Origin of the sequence: Pandoraea terrae, assembly GCF_902459695.1 — a bacterium.
Classification (GTDB): Bacteria; Pseudomonadota; Gammaproteobacteria; order Burkholderiales; family Burkholderiaceae; genus Pandoraea; species Pandoraea terrae.
In genome coordinates this window covers 14925-28827 of sequence record NZ_CABPRZ010000002.1, presented here as the reverse complement: position 1 = coordinate 28827, position 13903 = coordinate 14925, and the positions used below count along the sequence as shown (strand labels likewise).

General features: G+C 65.0%; 8 protein-coding genes. 2 read left to right on the top strand and 6 right to left on the bottom strand.

Annotated features, from left to right (window positions below):
- Positions 1-10 precede the first annotated feature (10 nt).
- From bcsG to bcsB, 6 genes are all read right to left on the bottom strand, one after another.
- Positions 11-1651: a cellulose biosynthesis protein BcsG gene (gene bcsG, locus PTE30175_RS02170; RefSeq protein ID WP_150695425.1), complete on the bottom strand. Its 1641-nt coding sequence runs from the start codon at positions 1649-1651 to the stop codon at positions 11-13.
- 21 nt (positions 1652-1672) lie between these two features.
- Positions 1673-4339 carry a UDP-forming cellulose synthase catalytic subunit gene (gene bcsA / locus PTE30175_RS02165; protein WP_224788557.1) on the bottom strand — a complete coding sequence of 889 codons (2667 nt, stop codon included), beginning with the start codon at positions 4337-4339 and terminating at the stop codon, positions 1673-1675.
- Complete coding sequence (gene bcsQ / locus PTE30175_RS02160) at positions 4336-5118, bottom strand: cellulose biosynthesis protein BcsQ (protein ID WP_150695424.1); 783 nt, start codon at positions 5116-5118, stop codon at positions 4336-4338. Before bcsQ ends, bcsA begins: the two co-directional genes overlap by 4 nt.
- Before the next feature lie 116 nt (positions 5119-5234).
- Positions 5235-9107, bottom strand: coding sequence for a cellulose synthase subunit BcsC-related outer membrane protein (locus PTE30175_RS02155; protein ID WP_150695423.1), 3873 nt, complete (start codon positions 9105-9107; stop codon positions 5235-5237).
- Positions 9092-10339 (bottom strand): cellulose synthase complex periplasmic endoglucanase BcsZ, encoded by a 1248-nt coding sequence (gene bcsZ / locus PTE30175_RS02150; RefSeq protein WP_150695422.1) that lies wholly within the window; start codon positions 10337-10339, stop codon positions 9092-9094. The genes PTE30175_RS02155 and bcsZ overlap by 16 nt, the downstream gene beginning before the upstream one ends.
- Complete coding sequence (gene bcsB / locus PTE30175_RS02145; RefSeq protein WP_150695421.1) at positions 10340-12664, bottom strand: cellulose biosynthesis cyclic di-GMP-binding regulatory protein BcsB; 2325 nt, start codon at positions 12662-12664, stop codon at positions 10340-10342.
- Between the two features lie 251 nt (positions 12665-12915).
- Here bcsB and PTE30175_RS02140 point away from each other — a divergent pair, with 251 nt between their 5' ends.
- Both PTE30175_RS02140 and PTE30175_RS02135 read left to right on the top strand, forming a co-directional pair.
- A complete protein-coding gene (locus PTE30175_RS02140; protein WP_150695420.1) occupies positions 12916-13179 on the top strand; it encodes a hypothetical protein in 264 nt (87 codons plus the stop codon).
- Between the two features lie 2 nt (positions 13180-13181).
- Positions 13182-13892, top strand: coding sequence for an HAD-IB family hydrolase (locus tag PTE30175_RS02135; RefSeq protein WP_150695419.1), 711 nt, complete (start codon positions 13182-13184; stop codon positions 13890-13892).
- Positions 13893-13903: the final 11 nt, after the last annotated feature.

The following is a 13903-nucleotide window of genomic DNA, read 5'->3' as shown; positions in this document are numbered from 1 at the left end:
GCTCCTGAGGTTATTCCAGCGTATTCACATCGAGCCAGACGCCGTCCATGCCGCGAATCAGCGTCTTGCCCGCGTATTTCATGACGGTAGATTGCTCGTTGGACGAAACGAATGCCGTCTGGGGCAGATCGTTGGCGTACCGACTCAGGTCAGCCCTGGCAGCAAACGGGTTCGTCGTGATCAGATTCGCCAGCAACTGCGACATCGCCAGGTAGCTGGTGGGCGTGTCGATCGTCACAGGCGGCCCACTGCGCGGGCCGTCGCCGAAACCGACAAGCTTCACTGCCACCGGTACGTGCGTGATTTCCGGCAGCGGGATTTCACGCATGCCCGAAATCTGAAGCTTGTTGCCACGAATTGCGGCGCCATGCTCGGGCACGAACACCACGATCGTCTTGCGGCCGGACTGCTGGATGGCGTCGATGAACTTGCCGAAATCGTCGAACAACGTCTTCACCCGCAGCGGATAGCTTTCCACGCTCGACAGCTTCATGCCTTCGATGCGGTTGCCGTCGTGCAGGCTGATCGTATTGTAGTAAAGCGCCACGCGCTTGTCCGGCATCTCGGCGCGGCGTTTGACCCAACTCGTCAGGACGTCGCCGTCGGAGCGGATTGGCGTTTCGTCGAACGCCCGCATGCTGATGCGGCTCGCCGTGTTGTCGATGGGCTTGACGCCCTGCACACCAACATTGTCCAGCACTTCCTTCATGAAATTGTCGAAGTGCCCGTCATGATTCATCAGCACACTCGGCGTGAAACCCAATTGCTTGAGATCGCTCATGACATAGCACTGCTGCGCCGCCGGCTCGTACAACCCCTTGTGGGACGCCGCGCCGCACGACGCGCGCAGCACACGAATCGCCGCCGGACCGCTGTAGCTTGCGGCCGAGTTGAAATTCTTGAACACGTAGTCGAACTGCGACAACAGCGGCAGGTTGGTGAGCTTTTCGGTGTCGAGATCGTCTTGCGCAAGCGAGCAAACATGCAGGAACACAATATCGAAGTCGGGCCCCGCGCCCAACTGTGACGGAAACGAGACCGACCGGCCCCGCTCGCGCTGGTAAAAGCCGTCGAGCGCCGTGTCGGGGTTCCCTGCCATCGGAACCTCGCCGTTCGCGCTCGCGACTACGCTCCCGCCGGCACCCGCAGCGCCGCCAGCCGCGGTGACCGACGGCATCGCCGCATTGGCATTCGCGGCGCCCCCTTGCGACGCGACAACCGGCGACAACATCGGCAGCAGTGTACCGAGCCGGAGCCATCCCGGCACGATCAGCAGGGCCAGGAGCACCAACGTCGTCACGCGCAGCCAGCGATTGACGATCCAGTACACAAGTACCAGGATCAACAACAGCAACCATTCTCGCGTGCCGACAAATCGGCCGAGCAACTCCAGGAGATACGAAAAGCGGAATTGCGCTAGCGCCGGCAATTGCTCGATGAAGCGCGCAAATGGCGGCAGGTTCGAATCATGATAAAGCAAGGCGAATCCCGCCGGTATCGCCACGACCTGGCGCGCGATCTTCGCCCAGCGCGACCGCAGCCGAATCGCCAGCGCCACGGCAAACAGAAAGTTCGCCAGTATGTGAAAGCTGATGACGCCGCCCCAGAGCAGCAGCAGCTTCAGGATGAAGTAGAGGTTCCAGATACCCATCGTCGTATGATTCCGCGTTCGTCACATTTGCCGGGCGCGCTGGCGATCGCGATCATTCGCCTGCCAGCGTCGTGCCAGTTTGCTCAACATGTAGCCGGCCAGCACCCGATAGCCGTGCAACCCCATGCCGAGCATTTCGAACAGCGCCTTGATCGGCTCGTCGCGTTCACGCTCGGCATCCCAGTCCTTCCAGGCGTCCGCCCGGCCGAAGGTACATTGCACCAATTGCTTTTCCTGCTCGGGTGTCATGGCCCGAAACGCCAGTTCCAGCCGGGTCCCGCGGCTGTTGACCACCGTCACCGGAAAGCTGTATTCGACATCGCCGCGACGCGGCGCGGCCCAGGCTTCGGTCCCGATGCGCAGGTCGAGCGGCATACTGAGCGACAACGCCAGGCCGCCCGTCGAAAAGTCGCGCGTATGGCAGGCGACCGTCCGTCCGTCCGGCAAATAGAGCACCAGCGGCAAGCGCATTGCCACGCGATGCGACCGGCGCACCTGCTTGACCTCCGTGGCCACGGCGACCGCGGCGCCAAGCACGGACAGGTTGAACAACACCCAGCCGAGGTTGATCATCACCGCGCTCGCCTCAAAGGCCGGGCCGTAGATCAGCCGCCAGATACTGGCGGTGAACGCGGCAAGGTTCAGCCCGAGCAGCACGAGATACGGCTTGGAAATGCTCCAGTCGAAGAAGCTCTCCTCGATCAGGCCGCCCTTGGCCGTCACGTTGAACTTGCCGTAGCGCGGGTTGATGAACGCGACCGTCGTCGGCAACGTCACGTACCAGGCCAGCACGGCCTCGTACACGTCGGACCAGAACGAGTGGCGGTACTTGCCCTGGATGCGCGAGTTGGCGATGTTGGCATGTGCAATGTGCGGCAACACGTAGGCGCAAATACTCAGCGCCGCCGCCTGCACGATATGCAACCCGAAAAACAGAAAGCTGATCGGGGCGCACAGGAACACCAGCCGCGGAATGCCGTAGAAGAAGTGCAGCATGGAATTCGCATAGCAGATGCGTTGCCCCCACTTGAGCCCGCGTCCGAGCAGCGGATTGTCGATGCGGAAAATCTGCGCCATCCCGCGCGCCCAACGAATTCGCTGGCCGACGTGTCCCGACAGGGTTTCGGTCGCGAGCCCGGCGGCCTGAACGACCTTCAGATAAACGGTGTTATAGCCGCGCCGGTGCATTTTGAGCGCTGTATGCGCATCCTCGGTCACCGTTTCGACCGCAACACCGCCGACCGATTCGAGCGCCGTGCGGCGCAGCACCGCGCAGGAGCCGCAGAAGAACGTGGCATTCCAAAAGTCGTTGCTGTCCTGCACGATACCGTAGAACAAACGTCCCTCGTTCGGCACATTGCCCGAGGTGGCCAGATTGCGCTCGAAGGGGTCCTCCGAGAAAAAATGATGCGGCGTCTGCACCAGCGAGCATTTCGGGTCGGCCAGGAACGAACCCATCGTCGTTTGCAGAAACGAGCGCACGGGAATGTGATCGCAGTCGAAGATGGCGATGAACTCCCCCTGCGTGCGCGTCAACGCGTGATTGATGTTGCCGGCCTTCGCATGCGCATTGTTGGGCCGGATCATGTAATGCACGCCCGCTTCCTCCGCGAATGCGCGCATGGCTTCGCGCCGGCCATCGTCGAGCAGGTAGATATTGAGCTTGTCCGCCGGCCAGTCGATGCCGCACGCCGCATAGACGGTCGGCTTGACCACATCCAGCCCCTCGTTGTAAGTCGGGATATAGACATCGACCGTCGGCCACAGCGACGTATCGCCCGGCAACGGCACTGGACGCCGATGCAGCGGCCACACCGTCTGGACATAGCCGAACAGCAGAATCAGCCACGTGTACATCTCTGCCGAGACCAGCAAGTAGCCGACCGCAGTCTCCTCCACCGTGTCGAAAGACAGCGTTTGGGTGACTCGCCACCATATGTAGCGAACCGTCGACACCACCGACAAGCCGATCAGCACCAGGACCGAATATTGGCTTTCAAGCCGGCGAATGACGAGCGCGAGTGTCAGCGTGCAGACCGAGAACAGCATTTGCTCCCAGGGATCGAACGGCGTCGTGACAATCCACGTCAGGCCGATCAGGCCGACCGCCGCGAACGCCGCCGCGGTCATCCGCCAGCGCATCATTTTCTCCAGCCTGCGGTCAAACCGGCGAGCCAGGTGTGCCGGGGTGTCGGGCGGAATGCCGAAGGCCCGCGCAACGAACCAGGCGCGCGCCGCCGCACCGACGTCACGCACCCACAGCCAGGCCGCATAAGGCGGGAACACCGGCCGCTCCCCGGGTAATCGGAATAACAGACCGCGTATCAGGCACCCCAGCGAACCGTCCGGCGAAACGCCGATGCGCAACGCGAGCCGGATATTGAGCCAATGGGCCAGCCTGCTTATCCGGTCGGCCCGGCCGTGCGGAACGGGACGAAACAGCACGCGCAACCACCAGTCGCGCCATTGATCGAGCCGCTGGACGCCGAGCCGGGAGGCGAGCGCGGCGATCCAATGATCCGAAATGCGTGACAACATCAAGCAATGCGCAGGGTCGCGAAGGAACATGGCCGTGATCCACGCGATGGCGTTCGGCGGACCGCCGTCGGCACCGGCAGGCAACCCCAGCCGCCGGGCCAGCTTGGCGCGCGCGAGACCATACAGAGTGCCCAAGGTATCGAGTATCACGCTGTGCGCCCTCCGCCGAAGGTGGCGGTCGCGGGACCGGGAGAGGCAGCGATGGCCGCGCGCAGCCAATCTGCCAACTGGGCAATGTCCGTCGCCGATTGGGCGCCTTCGGCATGTTCGAAGACCGGTACGCCGCGTGCGCTCGCCTCGCTGAGCATGCCGTCACGATGAATACGCATCGGCAAAATGGCGCTGCCGGCGCGCGCCTTCACCAGATGGTAAAGATCATTATTGACCGGCGACGGCGACGACGCCCAGTTCGTCACGATGTGCAGGCGGCGTGCACCCGCATGCATCAGGTCGGGCAGCGTGACGTACCCGGCCGACGTCAGCGGCACGACGCCGAGCACGATATCGGCCGCTGCCACCGCATGCCGTGACACCGCGCTCGGATAACGGTCGGTGTCGACCAGTACGACGGTGCCCGGCGGCAGGCCGAGGTGCCCCAACTGCTGGCGCAACCAGGCCGGCTCGCGCGTCAACGTCTCGCAAAGCCGCGCCTGCATGGCAGCGTCGCCCTGCCCCGACGGCAACAGTGCCAGCGCGGGGCGTGGGCGCTGGACCGCTTCGCTCAGGCGCTGCGGCGTATCCACGAACGATACGATGCCCAATGCCGGCGGCACGTCGAGCCCCAACTGGCTCGCCAGCACGTTTTGGGGATCGAGTTCCAGCGCAAGTACGGGCACCCCCTCGCGCGCCAGCAATGCGGCGAGATTGGCCACGAGGGTTGTGCGGCCCGCGCCGCCGGCGCTCGATGCAACGGCGATGAGGGTCAGCATCCTGGCTCCGACGGCGACAAAGCGGCACACCGGTCGGCGAGCGGCGTGACGAGGTCATATGCCAGGCGGGCGATACGACGGTAAGCAAGATGGCGCTGGTTCCGCATGCGTCGTCCTCAATAACTCCAGATCGGTCGCACTGGCGACGGCGGCATGGGCACTTCACCGCGCCGCGCATCGATGTAATAGCGCAAATACAACAGAAAACGGTTTGGCGCGTAGTAGTCGGAACGCTCGAACTGAACCTGTCCACCCATGACCCAGCGGCGGTTGAACCAGTATTCCGCGCGCGCCGTGACGGAAAAGCCGACACCGAATCCGCCACCCGAGCCGTAGGTGGCGTTGTCGGAAAGCGCCTGCAACGCCGTGTTCGTCGGGAAGAACGGCATCGACTTTTCATGGCTTTGCGACAGCGACACCGAACCGCGCAAGTAGTAGGACCAGTGGGTCGTGCGGCCATACCATTCAATCGGCAGCGTAAACGACACATACGTCTGCGGGCTATAGTAGCCGCCATGCCCGTATGTGTAAAAGCGCTCGTTTTCCTTGAAGCTGTCGACGAACAGCGTTACGCCCGTATTCACACGCGTATCCGGCCGGCGCACAAGCGGGACGTCGATGCCGCCGCGCGCCGAGATCTCCGAGTTGTCGAGCACATTCTCGCCCGTCAGGCGTGCAACGCTCGCCTCTGCGAAGACACCGTAGTGCGGGAAATCGCGCGAGCCATGGAACGTGAGCGCATCGCGGCGCACACCGCCCCATTTCACTTCGGGCAAGCCGAAGCCGGTCGGCAGCGGCACGAATGCGCCCGCGTACGACAACATGCTGCCAGTCACCGAGCGCCGGGAAACGTCGACCCAGTAGTCATAGCGGCCGCGGTTGCCGAAGAAACGCAGGCCGCCGGTGAGATAGGACACCGGGAATCCGATCGGCGTGCTGCCGACGTCCGCGCGCAGCCAGTCGTTGCGGTAACCGACCATGAGGGCCTGTCCGTGCGCGGTGATGCGTTTCGCGCCGAAATCCGGGTTCGGCCCGATGACCACGCCGTTCGCTGCCGCAAAGGCCTTGAACGCGGTCGCGCCCAGCAGCGGCAGTACACCGTACTGCGAACTTCCGTTGAGCGGCAGATCGCCCGCGTCGGCCGACACGGTGTCGGTCTGCGCGAACACGTGCCCGTCGTACCCGACGGCATACTGGCCGTAAAGCGGGATCGCACGGGTGTTGAACATCGAAATGCCGCCGTCGCCCTTTTTCGTGTCGACTTCGTAGCCACTCGCGACATAACTCTGGCGGCGGGACGCCAGCGATTCGATCGCCGACTGCGCTGACGTAAGGCCGTCGAGGTCGGGCAACACGCCTTGTGCGATCTCGGCTGCGCGGGCCTGAACGTACCAGCCATTGGCCTCGCGGTAATTGCCTCGCGACTGCGCGATGCGACCGCGTTGCACCGTAATCGACGGATTGTTCGGAAAGCGTGCCTGCAGGCCGTCCGTCAGCGCCGCCGCCTCGTCATAGCGTTGCATGGCGGTCAGGCGGCGCGCCGCGCCCAAGCGGGTAGCGGCGTCGTCTTCGGGTGTCTCCGTCAATACGCGCGCCAGTAGCTGACTGGCGGCGTCATCCTCCTGCATCTCATACAGCGTGCGAACGAGTGCGAGGCGGGCGTCCTGATCCTGCGGGTCTTGCTCAAGCAGCGAAATGGACACCTTTTTCGCGTCGGCGAAGCGGCGTTCGTCGAAATAAAGATCGGCCAGCGCAGCCTGCGACCGGCGATCGGGCGGGGAACGCGAGAGCAGCGGATCGAGCGTGTTGCGTGCGTCGTCGAACTTGCCGAGCACGCGCTGTTGGTCTGCGGTGCGCAGGGCCAGGCGATCGCCAAGATCCTGCCACTCCGCGCGCTGGGCCGCATCGAGTTTGGCCGGGTCCAGGTTCGCCAGCCATGCGCGCAGATCGTCGTTGCGGCCCGCTTGCGAAAGCAACGCCGCGTAACGCATCTGCGCCGCCGGTTGCGGCGTGTCGGCATGGGCGTCGAGCCATTGGCGCATCAACGCCAGCCCTTGGTCGGGCGCGCCGGACGCTACCAGCGAACGCGCCACCTCGCCGATGAACTCCGGGTCGTCGCCGGCCATCGACACCGCTTTTGCGAATTGTTGAGCGCTCGCTTCGGCATCGCCTGCCGCCCGCGACTCACGCCCTTGCCGGGCCAGGTCACGAATCGCGAGCGTGGTTTGCAATCGTGTCATCGCCGCCGTCAATTGCGCTGGCGGAATCTGTGCGAGCGTGGCCAGGGCGCCGCCTTCATCGTCGATGACGTTGAGGTAGACCGCCTGCGCGTAACGCATCTGCGCCATGTCGTCGGGTTCGAGCGGCTGCCGGCCCCCCTCTTCCATGACCTGACGGCCGATCTCGGGCAAGCGCATGCGGCGGTAATGGCTCGCCAGGGCATACCTTGTCCAGGGCGCTTTCGGGTCGAGCGTAACGGAACGCTCGAGATTGGCCAGTGCCGGCCCGTTCAGACCCTGCGCGATCTGCGTATCCGCCTCGTCGGCGAGCGCGGCGGCTTCCGCGCGGTCGAAGCGCGCAGCATCGTTCGGGAAGCGGCGGCGCTGGTCGCCCAGCAGGGTCATCAACGCCTCGCGGCGGTGCTGACGGGCGTATAGCGACACCAGGCCGCGCAACGCGCTGTCGTTGCCGGGTTCGGCCTTGAGCGCCTGTTGGAACAGCGACTCCGCATCGATGTCGCGTTTGTCGTCCGAGGCGATACTGCCGAGCAGCGCGAGGCCGTCGGCGTTGCCGGGGTCGATCGCCAGCGCCGAACGCGCGTAACGGTCGGCTTCGGCGTAACGGCCGGCATCGCGTGCGTCGCGAGCGTCCGCCATCGCCGCCCAGAAACGTGCGGTCGTCAGCAAACTGCGCCATTTGCGTGCATTGCCGGGATCTTTGTGCAGCGCCTGTTCGAACAGGTTCGCGGCGTCGCGATGGTCGCCCCGGCGCATCTTCACCAGGCCGAGCGTCCCCAGCAATTCCCCATCGTTGGGACGTTGACTGCGGGCGCTGTCGAGCGCCTTTTCCGCCTCGTCGAGACGCCCCTTTTCGAGTGCGGCAATCCCTTTCTGCTGGTGCTGATAAGCCGGGTCGGCCTGAAGCCGGTGCCGTGCCGCCGCCTGCACACTGTATTTCTCATAAGCGGCGCGGATGTCGGCATCGCCCGGCGCAAGCGCCAGATATCGCTGATAAAGCGGCAGCCAGGCGGGATTGCCGTCGGCGCGTGACAGTCCCCGCTGCCACAATGGCAGCAGCACCTTCACGTCCGCCTCGGGACGGGCCGCGAGATCCGCGGCCATGCGGGTCCCTGCCAGGCGCGTGGCCGGCCGGTCGATCATCAGTTCGGCCAGTACTTGCGCCGCGCGGGGGTCCTCCGGCGAGCTTTGCGCGAGCTTGCTCAGCCCCTCGCGCGCCGGGTTCCAGCCGTTCGCGGCGTTAGCCTGCGCGCGGTAGTATTCGATGCCGAGATCGCCCGCGGGCGGGCCGTCCGGAAACAGGGCCTTGTATTCCGCGAAGGCCGACTCGACCTGTCCGCTGCGGCTGAGCAGCCGCGCTTTTGCCAGACGCTGCCTGTCGGTCGTATTGACGCGAACGACATCTCCCAGCGTGCGGGTTTCGGGCGCATCCGGATGGCGCGCGCGCAGCGTCTGCAGATAACGCGCCGCATCGGCCGGACGGTTTTCCTCGATTTCTATCTGGCCGAGCAAGGCCAATGCCTGCGGCTGATCGGGCTGCACCAGCAGGATCTTGCGCAATGCATCGCGCGACAGGTCGTTCCGGTGATGGGCGTGCCAAAGCGACGCACTCGACATCAACCTTTTGACCTCGGGGTTCTGCCCCGCGGTCACGCCCGCCGGCGCGGCCGGCTGCGCGCGAACGGGCTCCCAGTCCGCGGCGCCAGCCAGCAGGCACGCCACGCAGGCGGAACGAATCAGCGTGTGGCGCAAACAGCCTCCCACGGCAACTGCAGCGCGCCGTCTGCGGCGAAACGGAAGCGGCCGGCCTGCCAGCCAAGGCCGAACAGCGAGAGCGCCGCGCTGTAGTAACCCGGCTCGCTTTGCGCGTCGAGCGCGCGTACACGGGCTTCCTGCGCGCGGGCGCCTTCAGCATTGCCGGTCGATTGCAGCAGTGGCAGCAGCGCGGCGGAAAACCCGGCGGGGCCGTCGCGCGAGGCGGTGCCGTTACGAATATCGACGCGCTCCGGGGGGGCGCCATGTTGCGCGACGTACCGCAACATGCCTTCGAACTTGCGGGAAAGCACTTGGGTGTCAGGGCTCTCCGGCGCCAGCATGCCCGCCCAGAGGTAGACGCGAATGGCGTTATAGCTGCCTTCGGCCTGGGTCTGCGGATCCAGTTGAAAACCGTGACCGGCGCGGTAGAGGGTCCATTCGGGCGCGAAGCCGCCGGACGACGGATCGACGATCTGCTGCAGCGACGAGTTGATCAGCCCCGGCCAGCCACTGTCGGGAAACAGGCCGGCCAGACGACGCACGACCTGCATGGGCACATAGCTCGGGTTCAGCCGCCATTGATCGGCCGCCGGATGAAAGCCGGCGGGCGCCGGCAGCAGCGTACGCCCCAACCCGGGCACGAAGTCCGTTTCCTGCGCCAGGATCCGGCGCGCAAGCAGTGCACCGAGCGCGGCATAACGGCGGACCCGCCAGAGGCGACCGGCCTCGGCGAACACGTAAGCCATCCACAGGTCGGCATCGGACGCGGGATTGCCGTCGATCACACCCCATTGGCCATCCGTCTTGCGGCCCCAGAGCCACGCGGGCAAATGCGCGATCAGGTCCCCTTGTGCGAGATTGCTTTCCGTCCAGGCGAGCAACTTGTCGAAGGTGGCGCGATCGTTGGCCACGAGCGAGAAGAACAGGCCGTAGGCCTGCCCTTCCGATACAGTGCGCTGATCTTCCATGCTGCGATCCATCACGCGACCGTCCGCGCTCAGGAAGCGCGTCTTGAATTGATGCCATGCGGGCCAATCGTCGCCCGGACAATGGGGGCTCACGGACGCATTGGCGTCCGGGGGAACGCCGGGCACGGCGCCTTTGCGTGTTGACGGCGCGGCACCCGCGCTGTTCAATCCGCCGAGCGCGCCGAAAGTGGCGGCGCATGCCCCGAACGCACGCAGCAGCGCGCGGCGCCGATTACCGGTGCCTGTCGTTCGGCCGTCCATTTACTGCTCCAGTCGACGGGCGGCACGGCGCTGCAGCCAGCCGAAGCATTTGATTGCGATCACAAAGGCCGCAAGCAAGGCCGCGAGCGCAACCAGCACCGGATGCTGTGACAAATGGAAGCGCGCACGCGTCCAGAGACTCACGTCGCCGACGTAATACGTGTCGCCAAGCCGAAACGCTTCCGTGCGTCCGGCACTCATGATGGCCAAATCGCCGTGAATGTTGCCGCGCTGGACGTCGTCTTCGACGGCATCGACCACGCGCTGCAGCACCTCGGGGCCGGTGGCGCTCAGGGCAATCACGGAACGGCGCGGCGCAAGCGGCGACTCGAATCCGATCAATGCCGCCAATGGTCCGTCGGTTTGCGCGTCGAGCCGGACCGGACCGTCGAGCTCGGCCGCCTGCGCAATGCCCAACCCGCGCTCGCGCTGCACGGGTTGCGGCACGCTCGACATCACGCGCCGCGATTGGTCGATCAACAACGGCAGGCTCTTGCCCCATTTCGCCAGCAGATTGCCAACATCGCGTCCGCCGATCATCAGCACGTCGCGATCCTTCATGCGGTCCGTCTGGCTCGCATCCGCGAGTTCAAATCGGTTCGCATACACGCCGGTCGACTTGCCCATCTGGCCGAGCATCGCGAACAAGGTCTCCAGCTCCGCCTTGTCGGGCGCCTTCGACATGACCACCGTCGTTTCAGCCAGATCGGAGTACTTCGTGAACGGAAAGCCGCTATTGGCGAAAAACCCGAGATTCGGCATCTGTGCGTAATGCGGCAGCGTACTGAAGTCGACCGTCGAATCGGCGTCGATCGCGGCGCGCGCCGAACTCCCGACCGGTTGCGAGCACATGTTTTCCTTGTGCGGTGCCATCGCGAACTGGAACGACAGGAAATTGCGCGCGGCCACCTGGAAGGCGGGGATCAACAAGGCTTGCTGGTCGGCGAACGTGCCATCGTTAAGCAACTCGACAACCATATGGCTCTTGTCGGTGCTGCTGCCCGACGCTTTCAGACGGTAGGCGCGTACAAACTGGTCGTTCACCTCAATGGCCATCGACGATTCGTCGGGCTTGACCGGCGGCGTATAGCGATACCTGAGGTCGAGCGGGATGCCGGTGTTCTGCCACGTCAGCAAATCGGCGGGCAGATTGAGCCTCACGCGAATCGGCCACGGCGAATAGCCTTGCACTTGCAGTTCGGCCGGGTCGTTGACCAACTCGCCGATCTTTACCGGACGGTCCGTGCGGATCCAGCGCGGCGCGTCGTAGGCCGGACGGCGCGGCAACGGTTGCATCGACGTGATTTTCGCCGATGCACCGCTCAACGCGGCACGCCCGGAGACGAGCGCCAATGCCGCGGTTTCCAGATCCTTGGCGTCGCGCCCCTGAACCACGAGCAGCTTGACCGACGGATCGCCCGGATGCGAGATCATCGACAGCGTTGGCGCGTCAACCGGCACCAGATCGAGACCGGCCACACGCGTGTCGTTCGTGGCGAAGACGATGGCGTGACGCGCCGGCAGCGTGCCGATGGCGACCGGGAAACGCGCGTTGCGGTAGTCGCCGAGCGCCCCCAGCCAGGTAGCGACGACGCCCGCCGCGTGGGTAATCGCCTGCGACGGCAAGGCGCCGAAGACAAACGGCACCTGCAACGGACGATTGTCATGGCGATCGAAAAACGGTGCCGGCAAAATCGCGAGATCGTTGTCCAAGGCCAACGGCTGCGAACCAATCACGATCTCCGTCGCCGGGCTGATGTCGGTCCACAACGCGGAATGCATCGGATCCTCGCACTCCATCGTGTAGTGGCCGAGAAAGACCAGCCGCAGGCGATTGAAGCCGGACAACAAGCGCGGATCGAGCGGGATCTCGCGCATCAGGTTCTTGCCGGCGTTGTCCTTGTCGTATGGCAGCGTCGCGACCAACTCTTCGTTCAGATACACCTTGAGCTGCGACATCTGCGGCAACAGCGCCGGCGAATAGCCATAGCGCAGGCGCAGCACCGCCGATGTCACGCCGCGGTCGAGTCGAACACCGAAATTGACGTCGACGCTGCCTTCGGTGCCCCGCAGCCTGAGTCCATTGACCTGCCCCAGCTGCGCCAGGGTAACGGTGGTTTCCGTGGGGCCCGCGCTCGGCGCGATGAGTGGGGAGGACGCACTTTCCGTAGCACCCGGGACGGCCGGCACCGTGGCAGACGCCGGTTTGGCGGCGGTATTCGGCGCAGCGTTCGCCATCTCGGCCAACGCGACCGTGCCTCCTGTTGCGACCGCGAAGCTGAGCAGGCACGCTGCTCGCAGTTTCCAGGACTCTCCAAGCCGCATTAACGATGCCTCATTTGTTGTTGTTGCGGTGGCAGGTACGACCCATCATCTCACGAGCCCCTGCGGCCCGCGTATCGCGTGCTGCTCGACCGCCGCCTCCCTGCGACGCGTCATCTCGCCGTCATCGTAGCCTGCAAGTCGCGTTGCAGCAACCACCGCCAAGCGTATATGCGGCGTATTCGACACATGCGCGCCTGTTTCAGGCAAATCCGGCGCTGGACTTCAGACGACGGCCGGGTAAAATGGCCGCCATGGCTACCCACCCCGTCGTTACGCCGTTGGTTGCGCCGTCCTCGTCGTCGGCGATTGCCCCCGATCCGGACAAGCACGTCCACAATCCATCGGATGTCGATAGATTGCGCACGGCAGTCGGCCTGGACCTGCTGCCGAATTATGTGGATCGTCAGGCCGAAGAGGCCGTCCAGCATGCGCTGCAGCGCTGGGCAAGGCTCGTGGCGTATGCCGAGGCGCGTTCACCCGCACAAACGCCATCATCACGACAAGCTGCCGCCTGAAGTTGACTCCTGACACCTCCGTAAGCGCCGGTGCATACCCCGGCACCCCGCAAGCCTCGCTGCGCACCGTCGCCGCCTTCGATTTCGACGGCACCATCACCACGACGGACAGCCTTCAGGCATTCCTCAAGCAAACGGTCGGATGGGCGCATTATGCCGCCGGCATCCTGACCAGCCTGCCGTGGCTTGCCGCCTGCGGCTTGCGGCTGATCGGGCGGGGCCCGGCCAAGGCGCGCCTGTTGCGCGCCACGGTCGGCGGCTGGCCGCGCGCGGCGCTGGTCGAAGCGGCACAGCGGTTTGTCGCTGAAGGCCTGCCCGCATTGGTGCGCCCGGAAATGCTTGCCCGGATCGATCGCCATCGCGCACTCGGACACCGCCTTGTGCTGGTGTCCGCCTCCCCATCGCTCTATCTCGAGATCTGGGCCCGCAGCGCAGGCTTTGACGCCGTTCTTGCCACCGAGCTCGCTTACGCGGATAACGACAGTGGCCTCAACGGCAGTGACGTGCGGCACTTCAACGGGCGTCTCGCATCGCCGAATTGCTGGGGCCCCGAAAAAGTTCGACGGCTCCGGGCTTGGTGGGGGGCGCACGCGCCGGAGGTCCTTTATGTCTACGGCGACAGCCGCGGCGATCGTGAAATGGCGGCCCTTACCCCGTATGCCTGGATTCGCGGACAGGGTGAAATGCCGGCACTGCCCGAATTGCCCGGATAACGTCACTGCCA